This is a genomic window from Nitratireductor sp. ATLC21 (assembly GCF_057196525.1).
Genome location: NZ_JBXUOU010000004.1, coordinates 1 through 22,597, shown reverse-complemented (window position 1 = coordinate 22,597; position 22,597 = coordinate 1). Strand labels below are relative to the sequence as shown.

Genomic DNA, 22,597 nt, shown 5'->3' with positions numbered 1-22,597 from the left:
AAAAACCTTAATGACCGCAATTCGTAAGGAACGTCAGGGCCAGGATATGGCCCTGACAGCGGGGATCGTCGCGCTTATCGTCATCTTTTCGCTGCTGCCCATGGCGCGGCTCTTGCAGGAAGTCATCCTGCCCGGCGGTCAGTTCTCGCTTGATGTCATTCGCAATGGTCTGATCGACGACACGACCTGGCGCGCCACCTGGAACACGCTGGTGGTTGGCCTGGGCGGAACGATTTTCGCCCTGGTGCTCGGTGTGGCTGTTGCCATTCTCGTTTCGCTGTCGGATGTGCGCCAGCGTCAGGCTTTCGTCCTGTGCTTCGTCACACCGCTCATGATTGCGCCGCAGGTGACCGCGCTCGCCTGGCTGCAGCTTTTCGGTCCCTCCAGCCCGCTTTTGAACATGCTGGGCATGGCGCCGCCGCTCGGCACGCGCAATCCGCTCTATTCGCCGGAAGGCATCGTCTTCCTGCTCGGCATCCAGTATGCGCCGCTCGTCTTCCTGATCGTACGCGCCGGCATGCGCAAGCTGCCGCGTGAGCTGGTCGAGGCCGCGCAGTCTAGCGGGGCCGGCTGGGTTCGCGTGCTTGGCACCATCATCCTGCCGCTGATGACTCCTTCCATTGTCGGCGCCGCAGCACTCACTTTCGTTTCCTGCGTCGGCAATTTCGGCATTCCCGCCTTCCTGGGCATCCCGGCAAACTATCTTGTCCTGCCGACCCTCATCTATCAGCGTCTGGCCGGTGGCGGGCCGGATGTCCTCTCAGAGGTGGCGTTCCTTTCGGTGCTCATCGGCGTCATCGCCATGGTCGGCATCGTCATGCAGGATCGCATTGCGAGCCGTCGCGATTTCCGCATTACCTCCACCTCGCTGCCTGCCGCGCCCTACCAGCTCGGCGTCTGGCGTGTGCCGGTGGAACTGGGAATGTGGGCTCTGATCGCGCTCATTCTCGTGCTGCCGCTGGTGGGGTTGATCCTCACATCGCTGGTGCGGGGCTACGGCGTGACACTGACGGCTGAAACGGCCACGCTGGAGAACTACTATTTCGTGATCTTCCAGCATGCGGCGGCAAGCCGGGCCTTTCTCAACAGTCTCTATCTATCGGCAGGCGCGTCGATCTTCGCGGTCTTCGTGGCGATCCCGCTCGGCTACGTGATCGCCTGGGGCAACAAGCGCTGGATCAAGGCACTCAACCTTGCCATCGAGCTGCCCTACGCGCTGCCGGGTGTGGTGCTTGCCATCGCCTCGCTGCTCCTGTTCCTGAAGCCCATGCCGATCACCGGCATCCAGATTTACAACACGGTCTGGATCATCCTCTACGCCTATCTCGCGCGCTTCCTGATCCTGGCCGTCAGGCCGACGATCACGGGCTATTTCCAGCTCGACCGGGCGCTTGAGGAGGCGGCACAGGTGGCCGGTGCCGGCCTGTTCACACGGATGCGCACCATCATATTCCCGCTCATCGCTCCGGCGGCCATTGCCGGCGGATTGCTGATCTTCATGACAGCACTGTGTGAGCTGACGGTGTCGGCGCTTCTGTGGTCCTCCGGCTCGGAGACCATCGGCGTTGTCATCTTCTCGTTCGAACAGGGTGGCGATTCCAAATATGCGGCGGCGGTTTCCGCCATCATGGTCGCAACCACCTTCCTTCTGATGCTGCTCGCCAGCCTCTTTGCAAACAAACTACCGGACGGAGTTCTCCCATGGCGGGACTGAGCATTAAGAACGTCACCAAGACTTTTGGCGAGGCGAAGGCCCTCGACAATGTCTCCATCGATGTCGCGGATGGCGAGTTCCTCGCCGTTCTCGGTCCCTCGGGCTGCGGCAAGACCACGCTTTTGCGCATGATTGCCGGTTTCGAGACCGTCAGCGGCGGCAGTATCCACATCGGTGAGCGGCAGGTCTCTTCGCCTGAAGCAAACACGCCGCCGGAAAAGCGCCGCGTCGGCATCGTCTTCCAGAACTATGCGCTCTGGCCCCACATGACGGTGTCGGAAAACATCGGCTATGCGCTCAAGGTTGCGCGGGTTCCGAAGGCCGAGCGTGAGGAGCGGGTCAAAAACGCGCTGGCTCTCGTCAATATGGAGCAATATGGCGACCGCCGTCCGGCAAATCTGTCGGGCGGGCAGCGACAGCGCGTGGCGCTGGCACGCTGTCTTGTGGCCGAGCCGCGGCTGGTGCTGTTCGACGAGCCGCTGGCCAATCTCGACGTACACCTGCGAGCCTCGATGGAGGACGAGTTTGCCGACTTCCACAAGCGCACCGGCACGACAATCCTCTACATCACCCACGACCAGGCCGAAGCCATGGCGCTGGCAGACCGTATCGCGGTCATGGATCATGGCCGCCTCATGCAGCTTGCCACGCCGCGCGAGCTCTATCATGAGCCGGCAAATGAGATGGTCGCCTCCTTTATCTCACAGGGCATGGTCCTGCCGGCCAATGTCGAAACGGCAGAGGCTGACGGACAGTGCCGGGTGACCGTGTTGGGGCAGGAGCTGGTCGTGCGTTGCCGGAAGGGCGAGAAGCCGCGCAAGGACGCGCGCATTTGCTGCCGCGCATCACAGATCGAGTCCGTCGGCACCAGTCAGCCGGGCTTCGAGGGAACCATCACAAGAGCAGTGTATCGCGGCGGTTCGGCGCGGATCGAGTTCGAGCCCGAGGCAGCTCCGCATCTCGGCCTGCATTTTGATCAGCCCGACCCTGTTTCTTTCGAGGCAGGGCAGCGAGCAAGGTTGGCGATCACGTCGGGGTGGCTGATCCCGGCCGATGGAGCCGCCTGATGTTGCAGGTCGATCTTCAGGGAGGGTTCGGTGAAAAGGGGCGCACCAGCGTTGTCGTCAGCGACGGCAGCACCTGCGTCATGCTCGATGCCGGCATAAAGGTTGGGGCGACGGGGGATGAGTATTACCCTGTTCTCGCTCGCCCGGTGGCTGACATCGACGCGCTTTTCATTTCCCATGCCCATGAAGATCACATCGGGGCGCTGTGCCGTCTGCGGCGCCAGGGATATGCCGGCCCGATTTACATGACCGAGGAAACGCACCTGGAGATGCCGGCAACGCTTGCACAATATGCGGACCCGGCAGATCTGGCGGATTTCTCTCCGCTTGCAGAGCAGATCCGTCTGTTTCGACCCGGCGATACTCTGACCACCGGTGCGCTGCGTGTGGAAACCGGTGCTTCCGGCCATGTGGTGGGGGGTGTCTGGTTCTCGGTTGAGGAGGAGGGACAACGGGTCGTCTATTCCGCCGACATCGTGCCCCAGAGCGCGGTGTTTCCAATGCAACCCTTGCCCGCCTGCGACCTGCTCATTCTTGATGCCTCCTATGGCGCCGATCCTATTCCGGGGGCGGAGCGTGCGCGACAGATCGGAGAATGGGTTGCCGGATATGCCGATGGCTGTCTCCTTCCCACGCCGCTTTCCGGTCGCTCACTCGAGTTGATCGCGGCCATCGCCGTGCCTTTTGCGATCGAGGCTGGCATGCGCGCAGCCCTGTCGGCTCAGATTCACGCACCGGACGCCGTTCATAAGGACCGGGTCAAGCTTCTGTCGGAGCGGTTGGATGCTGCACGGGACTGGACTGTCGGTGAACCCCTTCCAGCCTGTCCGCTTCTTGTCCATGACGGAATGGGCGTGGCGGGTCCTGCGCGCCCGGCGCTTGCAGCGGCAGAGACTTCCGGCTTCCCCATTCTCCTGAGCGGGCATCTGCCTTCAGGCTCTCCCGGGGCGCGGCTTGTCGATCAGGGCAAGGCTGCGTGGATTCGCATGCCAACACACCCCACACTGCCCGAAAACATTGCCCTATGGGAAGCGGCAGGCCGCCCGCGCCTGATCGGCCATTCCTGCGATGCAGCCGCGCTGGAAGCGCTGCGTCAGCACATTCCCGCTCTCATGCCCGGTGCGCGCACCGGCGACGCTTACCAGATTGATGAAGAGATGATACATGCGCATTCTGATTTCCAATGACGACGGCATCGAGGCTCCCGGCATTGCGCTGGCAGCAGAAGCGGCATCGCGCCTGAGTGACGATGTCTGGGTGGTGGCGCCCGATGGCAAGCGCACTGCCGCCGGCCCTTCGCTTACCATTGCACGCCCCCTCACCATGCGCAGGCTCGGTGAGCGCCGCTATTCGTGCTCGGGCACACCAGCGGACTGCATTGTCACCTCCATGGGATGGTTGTTCAAGGATGATAAGAAGCCGGACCTGGTGGTTGCCGGTGTCAATGACGGGCGCAATGTGGGTGAGGATCTCGCCTATTCCGGCACGCTTGGCGTTGCCCGCGAAGCCACCTTCTGGGGTATCCCCGCCATCGGCTTCTCCCGCGTCAAGGAGGCGAACGTGCGCGACGGGGACGCCGCCTGGCTTGCAAGGTTCATCGAGCGCCTCTGGGTGACCCGCAATGAGTGGTCTCTCGAAGGCCACTGGCTGAGCGTCAATCTTCCGGCAGATCTTCCGGCATCCGTCTCCCAGCCTTCGATTGGCCGGGACAAGATCGCCCGCAAGGTCGACATCGTGCGTGAGGACGGCGATGAGATCGAACTGGTGGTGCCGCGCGGTCGCGAGCATGCAAGCCGAAAGGGCGATGAGAACAGTCTCATCGCCGAGGGTTTCGCCACCGTGAACCGGCTCAACTGGTTTGGTGAAACCCAGCTCGCAGGCGCTTTCATGGAAGGGCTCAGATCGGCGACGAAATAGTCTGTGCACACGGCATCAGCGGTTGTTCGCCTGATATTCTTTCACCCATTCCGAAGTGCGTTGTTGTCTGGATTGCGATGTCCCCGTGATCGATGTCTCGTCAAAGCGGGTTCTGATCATCTCTTCTCCCGCGTGACCTTGCGTTTCAGCAAGCCATGCATCTGGTATCGTCAGGTTTTCTGGCTCATCTGCATTGTTCAGCCAAATCTCATTCAACCATTTTTGGACGCGCGTCTGGATCGCTTCCTGAAAATCGGGAGGTGTTGGGGATTGAGAGGGGGTGTTTGTTTCAATGACATCTTTCGGTTCTTCTATTCCTTCCGGCATCTCGTGCTGCATCGACCGTGAGGGCCCCGGTTGCGGTTCTTCAACGACGGTGCCAGTGGTGGGAATACCATCCACCCATTCCTGGGTGCGCTTCTGCCCACGTTTTGTCATATCGAGAGATTTTAGGCTGTCGCTGGCTTGGCCAGATGCCATGGAACTTTCCGGCAACTCTGGAGGCGGGCTCGCATCAAGTGTGATCCGCCCTAGCCTGAAATCCTCGTAGACCTGGAGAGGGATGCCGTAAGTCGTGTTGACTGAGCGGGAAGCGGCAAGCTCTGCGATGGTTTTTCTGATGTTCTCGTCTGAAGAGTCCAGCAGATAGACGTTCTTGGCTGGTGGTGGCGGAAAGTGCACTTCATCGAGAAATTCGTAGTCATAGCCTCCACCGTCCACGAAGGAGCCCACTTTCCTGCCTTCTGTTACGACGGCATATTGATACATGACACCGTCGGCTGAGTCGTATTGCCAGATGTCCAGCACATTGTTGCTGGCGGTGAGAGATGCGCTACCAATGGTTGCCGGCCTCTCGAGCATGTTGACAACTGCGTGGAAATCTCGGGATGGGCGAAACCAGCCAGCCGCAAGAAGCTGGTCGGGTCTTAGATTGTCCACGCGGTAGACGAGGTGATAGGTGCCGATCCGGCCGTTTTTTTCGGCTTCACGGCCCAGGTCCTCGAGTTTGAACCGCAGCGCATCCACACGTTCCTTCATGGCTTCGATCTGGTCGAGAGCAGCACTTTCGTCCGCATCCGCGATGACATAGTAACCACGTCTGTTCAGCGATTGCCTGATTTGGTCTGCGCGCTGAGCCTGATAGGGGGGGCGATCAGGACCGGCACCATTGGCGGTTATACGCTTCCAGCCACCATTGCCATCCCCATGCAGGATCGCCACAGACTTTCGTGTTTCCGGGTCGATAACGTTTACGTAGCCATCCCGCAGCTTGAAGTCGCTTCTGATTTCGTAAGTGCGAGGAACACCCGTGAGATCATGGTGGCGTATGAAGTAACGGCCACCCGCTTGAAAGATGCCTGCCTGATTGGATGCGCGCCCTTCAATCAGCGAGGATTCTACTTCAAAATCGGATATATCCCCGATGCGAAGGGGCTGCTCCTCCACAACCGGACGCAAAGCTGAGGACGCGAACGCATCTTCACCCTCTGCAGAAATTTGCTCTGCTTCAGAAAGGTTTCTGGCCACAGAACCGAGGGCTGCTCCAGCCAGCATCGTGCCCCCAGTGGCCATTGCTCCGACAGCGCCCGCTTTGCGCTCATCATAGGTGTCGCCCGTGATCGCCTTGTTGGCTTCAAGGGTCAGTTCGCCCCCCATGGTGATGCCCAGGAGACCAAACTCGAGTTCTGGAGTCAGAATCATGACGGGCCAGAGAACCCTGTTGAATCCGCGCAGGTTCCCAATCCAGCGATCAAGTGTGATTTCGCTGTCCGAGGTGATCAGGGTGTCGGCGTCTGAAAGGCTGCGCAGTCGCATGTTTTCGGCGATGGCATCGAACAGGTTACCCGTGTATGGCGTGCTTCTGGAATTGATGCCTGTGCTCCAGGCCCCTGACCCCAGCTTCTTCAGGCCGTTGGCGACGCCTGTATGCCAAAATCCGTCCTGAAGATTGACAAGTGAGAAATGATGCTCAAGCCGCTTACGTCCCTGCGGCGACGCTGCGGTCTCCTTGACCCAGTTTTCGAGCGCTTCTTCACTTAGAAACTCATGAAAGGAGGGGGTCTCACCCGGTATATAAAGCACTGTATGCTGGTTTGGGCGGACAAACCGGAGAATGTCGTTTGAGGCATAACCGTTGATGTCGAAGGTCAAAACTTTGACATCATCTTCCCCTTCCGTCTCTGTCCCGATGCCGTTCGATATGGCCGCCAGGAGGGGATCATTGTTCACGCCGGCTCCGCGCATGACCATGATCAGAGCGGAGAGTGAGAGCTTAAGGTCACCCACAGCGGTTACGGCAGCAACGGCAAATTGAATTTTCGCCAAAAGCGCGACGTCGTCCTGATAACCTGCCCAAAAATCATGCAGGTTCGAGAGAACTTCAGATTGGAAATCGGCCTTCCAGATTGCGTCTCTCAAACTGGATGCTGAAACCTTGAATTCATTGGGCGAGCCATAAAAGCCCTCTCCGCGGCCTTGTGTGTAGACCCCTTCATATGCATCCAACGCCGATGACTGAAGATACTCTCGATTCGCACCGAAGTTTGCTAGAAGTAGGTCGGTCAGTGAAGTGGATGAGTTGGGTTCGCCAGTGTGTTCGACACCGGTGAAACTTGTTGTGGATGAAACCGCTGAGCTGAACGTGTTCAGGTAAAGCTCGTCAGGGTCGGCATCTTGTCCCGTCAGGTCTTTGATGATGGTTGCCATGCTGGCCCGTGCCATTTCACGAATATCTGGCACGTTCTGCCGAACGGCGTACGCGGCCTTGCTGACCTCAGACAGCTGGTCTTCTGTCAAAGTGCATTTGAGAACTCGTGCGTGGACCAGTTCACTCGTTTCGCCTGAATTCGAAACTCCGCTTGTCGTTTCTGTGGAGGAAGGCGTCTCTTTGGGCGCCGGGCTTCGCCGTGAAGTAGAGGGATTTGTCTTTGCTTCAGCACTGTTTATTTCAAAACCAAGATGTATCATTGTATAATAATCCAAATTGGAACATAATTCGTAGATTAGATTCTTTATCCAGCTTATAAAATATTTTGTTGATTGTCTATTTCCTGTGAAAGCAATAGTAGAATTAACTATATTTACCGGGGGAATTTTATTCTCTTCAGTTCTCTTGGGTGAGAAGCAGGTTTAGCTTGCTTTCAAACGAGAACCACTCAGCAATGCACGCTTTGCTTGGGGCCTTGCCGCAGTCTTTTAAAATGATGCTGTCTGAGTCCCTTGACTGGCGAATCCGACCCCGCGTTCCATCTTTTTTTGAGCATGGGCGAGGGCGGCGGAAGACCACAAGCTGAGTGTCGATCTTCCCGTAGATCTGCCATCCGTCTCCAGACCTTCTATCGGGCGGCCCGCAATCGCCCGCAAGGTGGAGGTTGCGCGCGGGGACGACGATGTGATCCAGTCGATCGTGCCGTGCAGTCGCGAGCACGCAAGCAGCAAGGGCGATGAGAGCAGCCTCATCGCCGAAGGCGCCGCCACGGGGAGCCGGCCAACCGATTCGCCGAAACCCCGCTTGCGGGCACCTTCATGGAAGGCGTGCGTGCTGCGTCGAAGCAGGCTCTCGGTGATCGTGCTCGCCAGGACTTTCTGGTTGGCGGGTGCCCCTAGCTGTCCTTTGAATGGTCATACGCTTTGACCCAGTCGCCCGGCGGGCTCTGAGGAGGTTCCGGGGCATCGTTCAAAACCACATTGTTGATCTCGGAGTTGAGCATGTTCTCACGGATCCAGTTCATGGCCTTTTCGTGATTCGACAGGGGGTGAGTTGGCAGTCTCTCTTCCTCTGGATGGATAGTCGTGCCGGTGTTGACCCAATGTTGCGTCCGCTCGTGGACTGTACCTTCATACTCGGGTGGTGTGGGAGAATGCGCATCTGTTTCAGGGGTGCCAGTATATGGAATTCGCTGGCCGCTCGACCCCATCGCTCGTGATGGCCCCGGCGTGGGCTCCGCCGCATTGGTCTCCACCCAGTCGCGCGTGCGCTTTTGACCATGGAGTTTGGTGTCAAAGGACTCGAGACTGTCTTGAGGAACGCCTGATTCAGCCGAGACACTGGATCCACGAGGCAGTTCTGGTGCCTCCGATCCATTGAGAGAAATACGGCCGGTTCTGTAATTTTCAAACACATCCAGCGGTATTCCATAGGCAGTGTTGAATCGGTCAGAATTTGCGATATCTGCGATGAGTTCCCGGACCCAGTCTTCGGACGAATCGATCAGAAATACATCACTCGCAGGCGGGGGCGGGAAGTGCACTTCGTCAAGGAACTCGTGATCCAAGTTTCCGCCATCAACGTGTGAACCAGATTTTCTTTCGTGCATCCTGATCGCATATTGATACTGAATCATGATGTCGTTTTCAGGATTCAACTGCCGGTTGAACATTATGTTGTTGTTGGCATATAGCGATGCGCTGCCAATGGTTGCCGGTGCACCGTCGATACGGTTTGTGACTGCCGCGAAATTTATGGAGGGGCGGAAGCCCTTGTCTTTCTGCAAAATACGAGGGGTAACGTCGTCAAGGCGGTACACGATGCGGTAGTTGCCGATCCGCCCATCCTTCTCGGCCTCTCTACCCAGATCTTCCAGCTTGAATCTCAGGGCGTCGACCCGTTCTTTTAGTTTCTCGATCGTGTTGAAAGTCGTTTTGAGTTTCGCAATTTCTTCTGCTGTCTTGAGGGACACATATCCGCGTCGGTCGAGTTCCGGGCCGCCGTCGTCTGTATTTCTGGCAATATAAGGTGGCCGATCTACTCCCCCACCAGCGCCAGATATCTTCCTCCAGTCGCCGGATCCATCATTGTGCAGGATAGCAACCGATTTCCGCGTGTTCGGATCGATCACATTTACGTAGCCATCACGCAGTTTGAAATCGCTTCTGATCTCATAAACACGGAAGTGGCTGTCCGGGTTTTTGACGGAGAGGTAGTAGCGGTCATCCACCTGATAAATATCCGCACCGTTTGCCTCGCGCCCGGAAATGACGGAAGCATCGACCTGGTAGTCGGATATGTCTCCGATCTTGAGAGCGGGTTCTGGAGCGGTCATTTCGACGGCGCCCGCCATGATTTCCTCGCCGGCTTCTGCGGCGAAGGCCTTTGTTTCCACAAGCGAGCGTCCAACCGCGCCAAGCGCTGCACCGGCCAGCACCATGCTGCCGGTAGAAACGGCGCCGTAAAACCCCTCCTTGCGTTCACCGTAGGTGTCGCCAGACACGGCTTTGTCGATCTCAAGGCCGATCTCGTTCCCCATGGTCACGGCCAGCACTGCAAACTCGATTTCTGGCGCAAGCATGAGGAGAGGCCAAAACATCTTGTTGAAGCCGCGCAGCATATCGATCCAGGTATCGCGGGTGACCTCACTGTCGGATTTGATCAGCGTGTCAGCGTCTGAAAGGCTGCGTTCTTGCATGTTGAGTGCAATGTCAGCGAAAGGGTCGGCTGAAAACGCTCGGCTTTTCGAATTGATGCCTGAAACCCATTGATGCGAGCCAAGTTTTTTAAGCCCGTTTTCGACACCCGTGTACCAGAGGCCGTCCTGAAGGTTGTATATTGAGAAGTGGTGCTCAAGCTGAGCTCTTTGTTCTGGCGAATCTGCTGCCTTTTTGACCCAGCTCTCAAGTGAAGCATTGTCCTTAAATTCATGAAACGCCGGAGTTTCCCCCGGAACATAGAGAACTGTATGCCCGTCGGAGCCGACAAATCGCAGGATGTCGCTCGCCGCATAACCATTAATGTCAAAAGTCAGTGTTTTCACGTCCTGGTCTGTTTCGCTGCCGATGCCGCCCGCGATTGCAGAAAGATACTTGTCCGTACGGGCGCCCGCACCTTTCATGGCCAGTGAGAAACCTTCGAGGGAGAGCTGGGACTGCTGCACTGCCTCTATCGCCGAGGTTGCAAACTGCACCTTGGCCAATGCTGTCACTTCGTCCTTGTGGTGCTCCCAGAAAGAGCGGATTTTTTCGAGGACTTTCGGCTGGAAATCCTCTTTCCAGATGGCGTCTCTGAGGTCTGCGATAGAGATCCTGAATTCGTTGGGCGCTCCATAATAGGATTCTCCAGCGCCTTCAGTATAAACCCCCTCAAAAACGTTCAGATCGTCGGAAGTTTCATACTGCTGGTCGGCGCTGAAGTTTTGAAGGAGCAGGTCGGTCAGGGGTACCGACGAAATCGGCTGACCGGTATGCTCCCACCCGGTGAAGCTGGCGGTGGTAGATGCAGCAGAGCCGAATGTATTCAAAAACAGTTTGTCTGGATCAGCGTCCTGACCACTGATTTCCTTCACAATCTTGCTCATTGTTGTGCGCGCCAGCGCGTGAATGTTTGGCGCCTCCCGACGAATGGTTTGCGAAAAGGTGGCGATCTCCTTACGCATCTCTTCGCTCAAACTGCATTTGAAAATCTGTGCCAGAACACGCGTCTCCGAGGATGTGCGGGTGTCTGTTTTTTTTATGCCAAGCCTGTCGTTTGTCTCGAGAGACGGATCCGTTTTCGAGGCGGACGCCGGGCGCTTGACTGCGGGAGGCTTCAATCCCGTAGAATACATATTGTTATTAAATATGTTTGATTTTAGTACTGTCATGTAATTGTTTAAGCCTAATATATTTAAAGTATATTCCCCCTTTATTCTATATTCTATTTTATGTTTGTATATAGAGATTTCTATGCGCGCTGTCAGCGCGCGCCCCCACTGAATGGAGCCATATCTAAACCTGGTATGTGCGGCGGGGTGAGCGGCGAGATGAAGTCTCTGGATCTGCTTTCCAGCTGCCTTAACCTGCCTTCAGTCGAGAGCCGCTCAGCAGTCCACGCTCTTCGAGCACTGGATAGGCAAATGTGGCCAGAAGCGAGTTGATCTGTTTGAGATCGCGGATCGTATCGAGATGGATGGAGCTTGTTTCCACGCTTTGCTCGGTGCCTTGCCGCAGTCTTTCAAAATGGCGCTGACTGGTTTCCTTCTCGACGTCGCGTAAGCGATCCTTTTCCATCACCAGCTCGCGGGCGGTCTCGGTGTCCTGGGTGACCAGAAGGTTGAACGCCAGGCGCGCATTGGCCAGAACGGAGGCATGGAAACCGGCAAGTTCCCGCCAGCCTTCGCTGGTGAATTCGACCCCGCGTTCCATCTTTTTCTGAACATGGGCGAGCATGTTGCGCACGATGATATCGCCTACCTGCTCGAGTTTGACGCACACGCCGAGCAATTCATGGCAGCGTCGCGCATCCTCTTCTGTCATCTCGTGGCGGGTGATGCGGGCAAGATAGAGCTTGATGGCTGCATGGCGTCGGTCCACCGTGTCGTCGACAGCGGCGAGTGCAGCGATCGATTTCCGGTCTGCCTTCTCATAGAGCTCGAGAATGCGACACAGCATGAACTCCACCGTTTCGCACATGCGGACGGTTTCGCGCGTCACATTCGCCAGTGCCTGATGCGGCGTATCAAGAGCGCTCACGTCAAGCGCGCTGGTTTCCGCCATTTGGATTTCTTCGTCCTGGTCGACTTTGTCGTCGTCTCCTCCCCCTTGCAGCGAGACGAGCGCCTGGGTGGCCTTGAGCACCAGACCCGAAAGCGGAATCCCGGCAACAAGGATCAACACGTTGAAGGCGATATGCGTGTGTATGATCCGGTTCGCGGGATCGCTGCCCAGGATTTCCAGGCTGGGATTGAAAAACACGTAACACAGCAGAAGGATGACCGAACCCAGACCGCGCATAAGCAGGTTGCCAAGGGGAACGATGCGGTAGCTTGGCGGCGAACTCCGCGTCAGCATCGGCGCGATGAAGGAGCTGCCGAGATTAACACCCAGAACCATGACGATGCCGAGCTCGGGAGAGACGATGCCGCGGGCGGCAAATGTGGTGAGGAGGAGCACGGCTGCAATGCTCGAATGAAAGAGGTAGGTTGTCACCGCAGCCAGCAGAAATGCCGTAATCGGATCGTCGGACAGGTAGCCCACGATGAGCGGAACGATGGTGCTTTGTCTGAGAGGTTCGGAGGCTTCGCCCATCATCTCCAGGGAGAGGATAAGGAGGCCGACGCCCACGAGGATACGACCGAACTGCCGCCATTGACGGCGCTCCGTGGCAAGGAAAATGACCGTTCCGATCAGAATGCAGAGTGGCACGAGCAATGTCAGATCGAAACTGAGGATCTTGACGACCAGAGCCGAACCCACCTCTGCGCCGCGTACGGCCAGAATGCCTGACAGTCCGGTTACGATTCCGAGGCCCGCGAAAGAGCCGATCAAAAGTGTGACAGCCGTGGAGCTTTGAAGGGCAATAGAAAGGGCGAGGCCGGTCAGCGCAGCCAGAACAGGATTGCCCAACGTCTCCCGCAGCCGCTGGCGCAAGAGATTGCCATAGGCGCGTTCCACGCCTGTTCGCACCATGCGAGTTGCCCAAAGCAGCAATGCCACTGCCCCGGCCATATGCAAAAAGAACACGGAACCGCTCATATCGCCTCGAATAAGTCTAACACAAACCCGGTCCTCCGGTGAGCCTGCAGAAAATTCTGCCACAAGACCGGAAATCCCCTTCAGGCTTGCCGAAGATGCTAAAGGGGCATGTTACATTTGTAATTCTAAATTAGCAAATGTTCATTCCTTGAAGGACGGTTATCGCTGCGTTTTGAAATCCCGGACGTCTTGAAAAATCGGTTGACCACTGAGGAAAAATATATTCAGGTCAAAATGCATCAAAAAAGCGAAAGATGCAAATAAAAATGTTAATTATAGTTATATACATGAAGGAGTTTATTGTGAATACTTCTTTTAATTACTGTAATAATATTCGCTCTCCCTACAGCTATGGCGGCGGCGGCTCGTCGTTTGGAGCCATGGCGACGGGGGGTGGCCTTGGTCTGGCAGTGGGTGGCCCTATCGGGGCAGCATTTGGCACAGCCGGTGGAGCGCTGGCTGGCGGCATCGCCGGCGGCGTTCTGGGATCTGTCTTTCCTGTCGTCGGGACTTTCGCCGGTGCCGCGACCGGTGCCGGGCTCGGTGCGACGATTGGAACAGCCGTCGGCACTGCGGCCGGTGTTGCGCTCGGGGCCCTCACGGGCGGTACGGCAGGCGCGATCACCGCACGATTATAAGATTGTTTGATAGTGCCTGTCGGCAGCTTTGGCGCACGGGCGATAAATCCTTCAAGAAAAAGGAGCCCGGCGCCTAGCCGGGCTCCCCCACTTTGCCAGGGGCGCGCGGATCCGCCCGTTGCTACAATGTCAGATGATCCGCTTGCGCAGCCATGCCGAAACGACTTCGCCAATAACGACCAGTGCGAGAATCGCCAGAAGCACCGTGGCCGCTTCCTGCCAGTTGAACGTGTCGATGGCGCCTTGCAGGATGATGCCGATGCCGCCCGCGCCCACGAGGCCGAGAACGGTGGATTCCCGCAAATTGATGTCCCACCGCAGGATGGCCACGGCCCAGAAGGTGGGCATCACCTGCGGCACGATGGCATAGAGGATCACCTTGAAGCGCGATGCGCCGGTCGCTTCCAGCGCCTCGACGGGACGCCGGTCGATCTCTTCGATGGCTTCGCCCAGAAGCTTGCCGATGAAGCCGATGGAGCGGAACATGATGGCGATGATGCCGGCCACGATGCCGGGGCCGAATATGGCCACGAAAAGAAGCGCCCAGATGATCGTGTTGACCGAGCGGCTGGACACGAGGATGAAGCGCCCGAGCCACAGCGTCGCGGCGTTCGGTGTCGTGTTCTGCGCGGCGATATAGGCGACGGGCAGCGACACGAACACGGCGATTGCCGTCGCGATGGTGGCGATGTTCACCGTCTCCACCAGAACCCACAAAATGCTCGGCAGGTTCGTCACATCCGGCGGCACCATGCGGCTGAACAGGTCGCCCATCTGCTGCGGCGCGTCAAACACCCAGGGCCAGATCACATCGATGCTGGTCAGGGCCCAGACGATCGTGATCACGGCAAAGAGAAAGATCGCGTAGCGCTGCATCCGCTCTCGCGGCGTGTAGCGCGCCCAGTCTTCGAGGGAGGTGTCCATGCTCACCATATCCGTTTCCTGATCTGGCCGCTGATCGCCTCACTCAAAAGGATGACGGCGACGATCACGATGGTGATGGCCAGTGCGAAGTCGTAGTCGTAGCGGCCAAAGGCGTTGGCCAGTGTCGAGCCGATGCCGCCCGCGCCGACAATGCCGACCACGGCCGAGGCGCGCAGATTGCTATCGAGCTGATAGATGCTCAGACCGATCTGGCGCGGCATGATCTGTGGGAACACCGCGTAGATGAGTGTCGGAAAATAGCCGGCACCCACCGCGCGCATCGCCTCCACCTGGCCCCAGTCGATCTCTTCGATACGCTCGGCCAGCATCTTGGCGACGAAGCCGATGGAATAGACGATCAGGGTCAGAACACCGGCGAAGGGGCCGAAGCCCACGGCCTTCACGAAGATGATCGCCACGATGACCGGGTGGAAGCTGCGGGCCACAATGATGAGCCCGCGGCCAAGCAGATAGACCGGTCTCGGCGCCAGGTTCTTGGCTGCCATGAAGGCGATGGGGATCGACAGGAGCACGCCGCCCACGGTCGCCAGAATGGCGATCTTCAGGCTTTCCAGAAACCCGTCGATCAAAAGCCCGCTGCGTTCGAAGCTTGGCGGAAAGGCACCGCTGAAGATGCGTGCCGCGCGCGTCATGCCCTGCGAAATCCGCTCCCAGTCTATCGGCAGCATGAAGAAGGCCCAGCCGATATAGATCACCACCGCCGCCAGCAATCCGTAGCGCAGCACGGGATTGGCGATCATTGGCGGCTTGCGCCAGGTTTCGGGCAGGGAAGGGGTCTCGGCGCTCATGCCTTCTGGGCCCTCAGCGGCGTGACGTTGTCCATTTCGCCGCGCTCTTCGGCGGGTACGCCGGCGTAGATCTCGTCCATCGCATCCTTGTCGAGCGCATCCGGTCCGGCATCGAAGATGATGCGGCCATAGCGCATGCCGACAATGCGGTCGGTATACTGCTTGGCCTCGGCCACATTGTGAATGTTGATGAGCACCGGCAGGGAATATTCGCGTGAGAGCGCGCGCAGCAGTTCCATGATCTGCTCGGAGGTTTTCGGGTCGAGCGAGGCGGTGGGCTCGTCGGCAAGCAGGATTTCCGGCTCCTGCATCAGCGCGCGCACCACGCCCACGCGCTGGCGTTCGCCGCCGGAGAGCTCGTCCGCGCGCTTGTTGGCGTAATGGGCGATGCCCACGCGCTCCATCAGCTCATAGGCGCGGCGAATGTCTTCTTTCGGATAGCGCCGCATCGCCGCACGCCAAAGCGGCAGATAGCCGAGACGCCCCGACTGTACATTCTCCATGACCGTCAGCCGGTCGACCAGGTTGAAGCCCTGAAAGATCATGCCGATGCGCCGGCGGGCGGCGCGCAGCTTCGCGCCCTTCAGGTCGGTGAGCATGAGACCGTTCAACTCGATCGACCCGGAACTCGGCTCCACCAGCCGGTTGATGCAGCGCAAAAGCGTGCTCTTGCCCGCGCCGGACGCGCCGATGATGGACACCACGCTGTCGCCGGGCACTTCCAGATCCAGGCCCTTGAGCACCGGCGCGCCATTGCCATAGCGCTTCACCAGCTGCGAAATCTTCAGCATGCATCAACTCCGAAAATCAGTGAGTGATCGGAAAAAATCGGGCGCGAGACCAAACCCCGGAATCTCGCGCCCGCAGGAGGATCACTCTTTCGCAAGACCCTGCGGCGTGTATTCCACGCCATTTGCCTTCTGGATCTCGCGGATCACGGCCCAGTCCTTCTGGTAGGTGACGGGCACGAACTTGCTGACACCTGAGAATTCCTCGCCGAGCGCCGTTCCGGCAAAATCGAACGAGAAGAAGGCTTCCTTGATCTTCTCCACCAGCGCCGGATCGAGATCATGGGCGTAGGTGTAGGAGGTGGTCGGGAACGGGTCGGATTCCCAGACGATCTTCACCTCTTCCGGATCGTAGAGATCGCGCTCGGCCATGCGGTCCACCACTTCGGATGCGACCGGTGCGGCGTCATAGTCGCCCGCCACCACGCCCAGCATGGACTGGTCGTGCGAGCCCGAATAGACCACTTCATAGTCCTGTTCCGGCACGACACCGAGCCCGGGGAAGAGCGCGCGCGGCGCGAGATTGCCGGAATTGGAGGTGGGCGAAGTGTGGGCGATGCGCTTGCCCTTCAAATCCGCCATCTCGTTGATGCCGGAATCCTTGCGCGTATAGACCTGCAGCTTGTAGCCGAAATTGCCGTCTTCCGATCCCATGATCGCAAAGGGCACCGCACCGGCAAGATTGACGGCGAAGGGCGTCGGGCCTGTCGAGAAACCGGCGATGTGCAGGCGCCCGCTGCGCATGGCCTCCACCTCGGCGGAGTTGGACTGCACGGCGAAGAACTGCACGTCCTTGCCCGTCACCTCTTCAAGATGCTCGATGAAAGGCTCCCAGATATCCTCATAGATCGCCGGGTCTTCAACCGGCGTGTAGGCAAAAACCAGCGTGTCCGGGTTGGAAAGCTTCGCCGGATCGGTTGGCGCATCGGCGACAAGGTCGCCATCGGCATCGCAATACATGGCGTCGAGCTGGCCGCGATTGGCGCAGTCCTGCGCCTGTGCGGCGGTGCCTGCCAGCAATGCGGAAACGCCAAGAAGGGCCGCAGCGGCGCTGCCGCCAAGTCGTGTATCGGTCACGAAAGACATTGTTTTCTCCTCCTGCGCGGGCTTGCGCCCGCTTCTCCCATGCAGGGTGCGCTCCACCGCACCCATTTGCACGGACCGTATCGAATTTCTGTGGTAGTTTGCAATATTCAATTCAAGATAATTTGGAAATCCCTCGAAAAATCTCCGAAACACGGCTAAAAGCGTGGCAGATCGCTCATGTTGGAGAGGTGTCCGGTGGTGGAAATGGCGGTGAAGCGGGAAGAGGCCAGGGCGTTGGAGCCGAGACCGTTTGCGGGTATCGGCACCGATGTTCTCGTCGGGGTCGACTATGTTCTCACCGATATCGATGACACGCTCACCACCTCCGGGCGTTTGCCCGCCCTTGCCTACCAAGCGCTTGAGCGCCTGCAGGAAGCCGGCATTGCAGTTGTCCCGGTTACAGGGCGCCCCGCCGGATGGTGCGACCTGATTGCGCGCTTGTGGCCCGTTGATGCCGTGGTGGGGGAAAACGGGGCGTTCTACTTCGCGTGTTCTGCGCAGGGCGGCATGATCCGGGTGTTCGCCCAGTCTTCCGAGGAGCGGCATGATGGACGCCAGCGCCTCGACCGGTTGGCCAGGACGATTCTCGGCTCTGTCCCCGGCGCGCGGCTCTCCGCCGATCAGAAATTCCGCGAGGCCGATCTCGCCATTGATTTCGCCGAAGATGGCCCGCGACTGAGCGATGCGGACATCGCCCGCATCGTCACCTGTTTTGAAGATGCGGGAGCTGTCGCAAAAGTGTCATCCATCCATGTCAATGGATGGTTTGGCCAATATGACAAGCTGGCCATGACACGCCGCCTGTTTTCCGAACGGTACGGCCTGGATCTGGAGAAGGCGGATGGGAACGTGATCTTCGTTGGGGATTCCCCGAATGATGCGCCCATGTTCGGCTTCTTTGAAAACAGTGTTGGTGTTGCAAATTTCGTCGACTTTCTGGATGGCAGCGTAACGCCGCCCAAATGGATCACCCGGCAGGCCGGTGGCGCCGGGTTTGCGGAGGTGGCAGATGCCATTCTTCGTGCCAGAGGAGGCATGACAGGGGCATGAGGGGGAAATGACGCGTCTTAGAAAAACCGCGCGCCGCGAGCAGATCATCCTTGAACTGCAGCACCATCCCCATGTGCGCACGTCCGAGCTGGCCGCACGGTTCGGCGTCTCCACGGAAACCGTTCGCCGCGATGTCGAGGCACTCAGCCAGGAAGGCCTGATCCGCCGCGCCTATGGCGGGGCATCTGCGGCACCCATGGGTGCGCAGCCGCCCTTTGGCGAGCGCGATCAGGCGCGCATTGAGGAGCGCGTGCAGATCGCTGCACGTGCGGCCGCGCTCGTGCGCCCCGGCGAAGTCCTGATGATCGATGCGGGCTCGACCACACATCAGTTCGCGCTCAATCTGGCGGCCATGGCGCACGACCTGACGGTCCTCACCAACAGCGTTGCCGTGGCTTCGGCCCTTGCCCAGAACGAAACCATTCAGGTGGTCATCTGTCCCGGAGACTTTATGGCGCGAGAGGTGGGGATCTACGGCGCGGAGACCATCGATTTCATCGCCCGGCACAATGCCAACCGCGCCTTCATCGGCGCGAGCGGCCTGACCGCCAGCGGCATTACCGAGGCGAACCGCCTCGCTGTCGGCGTCAAACGCGCCATGATCCGCCAATCCCACGAGAGCTATCTTCTGGTCGACCACTCCAAGTTCGACGTCAATCTCGTTGCGACGGTTGAGCCGCTCTCCGCCCTCACGGCGATCATCACCAACGAGCAGCCGACGGGACGTCTTGCAAAGGCGCTGACCGATGCGCATGTCGATGTGCATCTGGCGGGCTAATGCATGTCGCTTTCAAATGAATTCATTTGAAAGACAACGAACATGCATCATTTGAAAGTGTTACAGCGTCCTTTGCGCGTCTTATAAGACGCGCGGCGCTGTAAGAAACCAGCTCTTCCCATCTGGCGATGATGCATCGGCCGGCGGTCTGGTGCATAGTGCCGCCTCGTTTTACGAACCGGAGACTTGAAGCATGTCGAAAGCGGATATCGGCCTGATCGGCCTTGGCGTGATGGGGGCGAACCTCGCCCTCAACATCGCGGAAAAAGGCCACACCATCGCCGTCAACAACCGCTCCACTCCGAAAATCGATGCCTTTGTCGAAGCGGCACGCGCCGAGGGGCTTGCCAAGCGCGTCCTGCCTGAGGCCGATCTCGTAGCCTTCGTGCAATCGGTGAAGAAGCCGCGCTCGATCATCATCATGGTCAAGGCCGGCAAGCCGGTGGACGACATGATCGAGCAGCTTCTGCCTCTGCTCGATGAGGGCGACGCGATCCTTGAATGCGGCAACTCGCTCTTCAGCGACACGCAGCGTCGGTTCGACTATCTGAAGCCCAAGGGCATCGGCTATCTCGGCGTCGGCGTTTCCGGTGGCGCGGAAGGCGCGCGCCATGGCCCTTCGATCATGGTGGGCGGCTCAAAGGCGCAATGGCACGATGCGGAACCCGTGCTCACCTCCATCGCCGCGAGATTCAAGGGCGAGCCCTGCGTTGCCTGGCTTGGCGAGGGCGGGGCCGGCCATTTCGTCAAGACGATCCACAACGGCATCGAATATGGCGACATGCAGATGATCGCCGAGGTCTATGGCGTGATGCGCGACGGGCTGGGCATGGATGCCGCCGCCTGCGCCGAAGTCTTCAAGCGCTGGAATGAGGGCCCGCTCAACTCCTATCTGATCGAGATCACGGGCCATGTGCTGGAAGCCATGGATGGCGAGAGCGGCAGGCCGCTCGTGGACATGATCCTCGACAGGGCAGGGCAGAAGGGCACCGGTGTGTGGTCAGCCATCGCCGCGCAGCAGCTCGGCGTGCCGGCCACGGCCATCGAGGGTGCGGTCGCTGCCCGTTCCATCTCCTCGCGCAAGCAGGAACGCATTGCCGCAGAAGCGCTTTATGGCAAGCGCCAGGGCAAGGTGGACATCACGATCGATGATCTGGAGCAGGCACTGCTGGCCGGCAAGATCGTTTCCTACACGCAGGGATTTTCGGTCATCGCCAGCGCGTCCGAAGAGCAGGGCTGGGGGCTTGAGCTTGCCACCATCGCCAGGATCTGGCGCGCCGGCTGCATCATCCGCTCCCGCTTTCTCGACCAGATGGCGAGCGCCTTTGCCGGGGATGCGGCCACCAATCTCCTGATGGTTCCGGATTTCGCCACCCTGATGAAAGAGGCGAGCCCCGCACTGCGCCGCGTGGTGTCCGCTGGCGCGCTTGGCGAATTGCCACTGATCTGCCTCTCGTCATCGCTCGCCTATTTCGACAGCTATCGGCAGGCGCGCGGCACGGCCAATCTCATTCAGGGCCAGCGCGATTTCTTCGGCTCGCACGGTTTCGAGATCGAGGGACGCGGCGCCGACCTGCACGGCGACTGGCCGTCCTTGGTCGATCAGGCCGCCGAATAAAGAAAAGGCCCGGACGGGGTCGCCATCCGGGCCTCTCAAATCAGGTTTCCTGAATGATCAGGCGGCCTGCGCCTCGCCCTTCTTCAGAGCGTCCAGGACGTTCTGCGGCGAGGAAACGCCATAAGGGTCGGTGTCGCAATTGTCGGAGAAGCCTTCCTCCTCGAACCACATTTCGATCCGGCCATCGTTGACCACCGCCGCATAGCGCCAGGAACGCATACCGAAGCCCAGATTGTCCTTGGCGACCAGCATGCCCATCTTGCGGGTGAATTCGCCCGAGCCATCGGGAATGAGCTTGACGTTCTTCAGCCCCTGCGCCTTGCCCCAGGCGTTCATCACGAAAGCGTCGTTGACGGAGATGCAATAGATCTCGTCAATGCCCTCTGCCTGAAATTCGGGGTAGAGCTTCTCGAAGTCGGGAAGCTGGTAGGTCGAGCAGGTGGGGGTGAAGGCGCCGGGCAGGGAGAACAGGACGACACGCTTGCCACCGAAGAAATCGGCAGTGGTCTTCTCTTCCCAGCGGTACGGGTTGGGGCCTTCGATCGATTCGTCGCGAACGCGCGTGCGGAAGGTAACGTTGGGAACTTTTCTCACGGTCATGGCTAGTCCTTTGGCAAATACACCGCCATCCCGGCCAATGGCCGGGCGGCTTCTATCTTGAAATTTTGAACTCCGGCTGCCGGGAGGGTGCGCCGGAAAAGACAGGTCGGAATAGAACATGTTGCAGGCGCGAAGTGAAGACCTTGCGCTGCGGCAATCCGCAGCATTTCTCTTCAGCCGCGTGAAAGCACCATAGTGCCGCCCGAAGCAATGAGAACCGCGCCAACGAGCCGGTTGAGATGCACAAAGATGCGCTCGGATTTGAGCATCTTCCCAAGCAGAACGCCGCCGACCACGTAGAGCGCGACCGCCGCCACCTCCAGCGCCAGAAAGACGGCGCCCATGGCCGCAAGCTGGCTCCATGCGGGCTGCGATGCATCGATGAATTGCGGAAAAAAGGCGGTGAAAACGGCAATCGCTTTCGGGTTGCTGATGGCGATCACGAAATCACGGCGCATCAAGGTCCCGATGGCGGAATCGAGCGAGCGGGCAGCTGCCAGCTCCCGCGCCTTGCGCCAGAACTGTATGCCCACATAGATTAGATAGGCAGCGCCCAGCATCTTCACGATGATGAAGGCCGTGGCCGAGGCCGCCAGCACCGCGCCGAGGCCCACAATCGTGACCCCGATCAACAGCATGAAGGCCGGCATGCGGCCCAGCCCGCCCAGAAGAGCAGGCACGAGACCCAGCCGCGCGGCATTGGAAAAGGCCAGCATGTTGTTGGGGCCGGGCGCGCAGTTCAGCGCGAAACAGGCCGGTATGAAGATCGACCAGGCGATCATGGTGTTCTCCTTGGCGGGATGCTTGCCGCCATCCTATGTTCACCGCGCATTGCCGCCAAGGCATCAGATCGGCAAAACCGTTAAGCCATCTGGCGAGAACGCACCCCGTCTGCCAGCCCCTTCACAAGGGTTGCCACGGCCTCGGCGGGGTCTTCGATCCGCTTGCCGTTGTCGTCATAGCACTGGGCGATGGCCGCAACGATGGCGCTGCCAACGACAACACCGTCCGCCGCCTCGCCAATCGCCTTGGCCTGACGCGCCGTCTTCACACCGAAGCCCACGCAGATCGGCAGATCCGTGTGTTCCTTGATGCGCGAAACCGCTTCGGACACATTGTTCGTGTCCGGCAGGGCCGAGCCTGTCACACCCGTCATCGACACG

18 protein-coding genes are annotated in these 22,597 nt (G+C 59.1%); 8 read left to right on the top strand and 10 right to left on the bottom strand.

The window, feature by feature from the left end; genetic code table 11:
- The first annotated feature begins 10 nt into the window (after positions 1-10).
- The 4 genes from AC2CHD_RS18075 to AC2CHD_RS18060 are packed head-to-tail and all read left to right on the top strand — an operon-like array spanning position 11 to position 4,698.
- On the top strand, positions 11-1,714 hold the full coding sequence (locus tag AC2CHD_RS18075) for an ABC transporter permease (RefSeq protein ID WP_229450661.1): 1,704 nt from the start codon (positions 11-13) through the stop codon (positions 1,712-1,714).
- Entirely contained in the window at positions 1,702-2,781 is a 1,080-nt protein-coding gene (locus AC2CHD_RS18070) for an ABC transporter ATP-binding protein (RefSeq protein ID WP_484554765.1), read from the top strand. The genes AC2CHD_RS18075 and AC2CHD_RS18070 overlap by 13 nt, the downstream gene beginning before the upstream one ends.
- Positions 2,781-3,968 (top strand): MBL fold metallo-hydrolase, encoded by a 1,188-nt coding sequence (locus AC2CHD_RS18065; protein ID WP_484554764.1) that lies wholly within the window; start codon positions 2,781-2,783, stop codon positions 3,966-3,968. The genes AC2CHD_RS18070 and AC2CHD_RS18065 overlap by 1 nt, the downstream gene beginning before the upstream one ends.
- Complete coding sequence (locus tag AC2CHD_RS18060; protein WP_484554763.1) at positions 3,946-4,698, top strand: 5'/3'-nucleotidase SurE; 753 nt, start codon at positions 3,946-3,948, stop codon at positions 4,696-4,698. The genes AC2CHD_RS18065 and AC2CHD_RS18060 overlap by 23 nt, the downstream gene beginning before the upstream one ends.
- A 15-nt stretch (positions 4,699-4,713) precedes the next feature.
- Here the strand turns inward: AC2CHD_RS18060 and AC2CHD_RS18055 are convergent, their stop codons facing one another.
- From AC2CHD_RS18055 to AC2CHD_RS18045, 3 genes are all read right to left on the bottom strand, one after another.
- Entirely contained in the window at positions 4,714-7,665 is a 2,952-nt protein-coding gene (locus AC2CHD_RS18055; protein ID WP_484554762.1) for a dermonecrotic toxin domain-containing protein, read from the bottom strand.
- 635 nt (positions 7,666-8,300) lie between these two features.
- Entirely contained in the window at positions 8,301-11,273 is a 2,973-nt protein-coding gene (locus tag AC2CHD_RS18050; protein WP_484554761.1) for a dermonecrotic toxin domain-containing protein, read from the bottom strand.
- A gap of 190 nt (positions 11,274-11,463) precedes the next feature.
- Positions 11,464-13,143 (bottom strand): Na/Pi cotransporter family protein, encoded by a 1,680-nt coding sequence (locus tag AC2CHD_RS18045; RefSeq protein ID WP_484554760.1) that lies wholly within the window; start codon positions 13,141-13,143, stop codon positions 11,464-11,466.
- Positions 13,144-13,445: 302 nt separating this feature from the next.
- On the opposite strand from AC2CHD_RS18045, the gene AC2CHD_RS18040 reads away from it, so the two are divergent.
- Positions 13,446-13,781, top strand: coding sequence for a hypothetical protein (locus AC2CHD_RS18040; RefSeq protein WP_484554759.1), 336 nt, complete (start codon positions 13,446-13,448; stop codon positions 13,779-13,781).
- 129 nt (positions 13,782-13,910) lie between these two features.
- Here AC2CHD_RS18040 and phnE (AC2CHD_RS18035) read toward each other — a convergent pair whose 3' ends face one another.
- The 4 genes from phnE (AC2CHD_RS18035) to phnD form a co-directional block, all read right to left on the bottom strand.
- Positions 13,911-14,714, bottom strand: coding sequence for a phosphonate ABC transporter, permease protein PhnE (gene phnE, locus AC2CHD_RS18035; RefSeq protein WP_229450653.1), 804 nt, complete (start codon positions 14,712-14,714; stop codon positions 13,911-13,913).
- Complete coding sequence (gene phnE / locus AC2CHD_RS18030; protein ID WP_484554758.1) at positions 14,708-15,514, bottom strand: phosphonate ABC transporter, permease protein PhnE; 807 nt, start codon at positions 15,512-15,514, stop codon at positions 14,708-14,710. The genes phnE (AC2CHD_RS18035) and phnE (AC2CHD_RS18030) overlap by 7 nt, the downstream gene beginning before the upstream one ends.
- The gene (gene phnC, locus AC2CHD_RS18025) at positions 15,511-16,305 is read right to left on the bottom strand and encodes a phosphonate ABC transporter ATP-binding protein (RefSeq protein WP_229450651.1); all 795 of its coding nucleotides are present in this window, start codon (positions 16,303-16,305) and stop codon (positions 15,511-15,513) included. Before phnC ends, phnE (AC2CHD_RS18030) begins: the two co-directional genes overlap by 4 nt.
- Before the next feature lie 81 nt (positions 16,306-16,386).
- Entirely contained in the window at positions 16,387-17,388 is a 1,002-nt protein-coding gene (gene phnD, locus AC2CHD_RS18020; RefSeq protein WP_484554757.1) for a phosphate/phosphite/phosphonate ABC transporter substrate-binding protein, read from the bottom strand.
- 177 nt (positions 17,389-17,565) lie between these two features.
- Between phnD and AC2CHD_RS18015 the strand changes: the two genes are divergently transcribed.
- From AC2CHD_RS18015 to gndA, 3 genes are all read left to right on the top strand, one after another.
- Positions 17,566-18,438, top strand: coding sequence for an HAD-IIB family hydrolase (locus AC2CHD_RS18015; protein ID WP_484554756.1), 873 nt, complete (start codon positions 17,566-17,568; stop codon positions 18,436-18,438).
- Positions 18,439-18,445: 7 nt separating this feature from the next.
- Positions 18,446-19,216, top strand: a complete 771-nt coding sequence (locus AC2CHD_RS18010; RefSeq protein WP_229450648.1) for a DeoR/GlpR family DNA-binding transcription regulator — start codon at positions 18,446-18,448, stop codon at positions 19,214-19,216.
- 193 nt (positions 19,217-19,409) lie between these two features.
- Positions 19,410-20,834, top strand: coding sequence for an NADP-dependent phosphogluconate dehydrogenase (gndA, locus tag AC2CHD_RS18005; RefSeq protein ID WP_484554755.1), 1,425 nt, complete (start codon positions 19,410-19,412; stop codon positions 20,832-20,834).
- A 57-nt stretch (positions 20,835-20,891) separates the two neighbouring features.
- Here the strand turns inward: gndA and AC2CHD_RS18000 are convergent, their stop codons facing one another.
- From AC2CHD_RS18000 to AC2CHD_RS17990, 3 genes are all read right to left on the bottom strand, one after another.
- The gene (locus AC2CHD_RS18000) at positions 20,892-21,434 is read right to left on the bottom strand and encodes a peroxiredoxin (RefSeq protein ID WP_229450892.1); all 543 of its coding nucleotides are present in this window, start codon (positions 21,432-21,434) and stop codon (positions 20,892-20,894) included.
- 173 nt (positions 21,435-21,607) lie between these two features.
- On the bottom strand, positions 21,608-22,216 hold the full coding sequence (locus AC2CHD_RS17995; protein WP_484554754.1) for a LysE family translocator: 609 nt from the start codon (positions 22,214-22,216) through the stop codon (positions 21,608-21,610).
- Between the two features lie 80 nt (positions 22,217-22,296).
- Positions 22,297-22,597 (bottom strand): tryptophan synthase subunit alpha (locus tag AC2CHD_RS17990; RefSeq protein ID WP_484554753.1); only part of this gene is annotated, 301 nt, incomplete at its 5' end.

Excerpts from the sequence above, each read along its gene's own strand:
- AC2CHD_RS18075 (WP_229450661.1), top strand. The coding sequence starts at position 11 with ATGACCGCAATTCGTAAGGAACGTCAGGGCCAGGATATGGCCCTGACA.
- AC2CHD_RS18010 (WP_229450648.1), top strand. The coding sequence starts at position 18,446 with ATGACGCGTCTTAGAAAAACCGCGCGCCGCGAGCAGATCATCCTTGAA.
- phnC (WP_229450651.1), bottom strand. The coding sequence starts at position 16,305 with ATGCTGAAGATTTCGCAGCTGGTGAAGCGCTATGGCAATGGCGCGCCG.
- AC2CHD_RS18070 (WP_484554765.1), top strand. The coding sequence starts at position 1,702 with ATGGCGGGACTGAGCATTAAGAACGTCACCAAGACTTTTGGCGAGGCG.
- AC2CHD_RS18050 (WP_484554761.1), bottom strand. The coding sequence starts at position 11,273 with ATGACAGTACTAAAATCAAACATATTTAATAACAATATGTATTCTACG.
- AC2CHD_RS17995 (WP_484554754.1), bottom strand. The coding sequence starts at position 22,216 with ATGATCGCCTGGTCGATCTTCATACCGGCCTGTTTCGCGCTGAACTGC.
- gndA (WP_484554755.1), top strand. The coding sequence starts at position 19,410 with ATGTCGAAAGCGGATATCGGCCTGATCGGCCTTGGCGTGATGGGGGCG.
- phnE (WP_229450653.1), bottom strand. The coding sequence starts at position 14,714 with ATGGTGAGCATGGACACCTCCCTCGAAGACTGGGCGCGCTACACGCCG.
- phnE (WP_484554758.1), bottom strand. The coding sequence starts at position 15,514 with ATGAGCGCCGAGACCCCTTCCCTGCCCGAAACCTGGCGCAAGCCGCCA.
- AC2CHD_RS18055 (WP_484554762.1), bottom strand. The coding sequence starts at position 7,665 with ATGATACATCTTGGTTTTGAAATAAACAGTGCTGAAGCAAAGACAAAT.
- AC2CHD_RS18045 (WP_484554760.1), bottom strand. The coding sequence starts at position 13,143 with ATGAGCGGTTCCGTGTTCTTTTTGCATATGGCCGGGGCAGTGGCATTG.
- phnD (WP_484554757.1), bottom strand. The coding sequence starts at position 17,388 with ATGTCTTTCGTGACCGATACACGACTTGGCGGCAGCGCCGCTGCGGCC.
- AC2CHD_RS18060 (WP_484554763.1), top strand. The coding sequence starts at position 3,946 with ATGCGCATTCTGATTTCCAATGACGACGGCATCGAGGCTCCCGGCATT.
- AC2CHD_RS18015 (WP_484554756.1), top strand. The coding sequence starts at position 17,566 with ATGTTGGAGAGGTGTCCGGTGGTGGAAATGGCGGTGAAGCGGGAAGAG.
- AC2CHD_RS18000 (WP_229450892.1), bottom strand. The coding sequence starts at position 21,434 with ATGACCGTGAGAAAAGTTCCCAACGTTACCTTCCGCACGCGCGTTCGC.
- AC2CHD_RS18065 (WP_484554764.1), top strand. The coding sequence starts at position 2,781 with ATGTTGCAGGTCGATCTTCAGGGAGGGTTCGGTGAAAAGGGGCGCACC.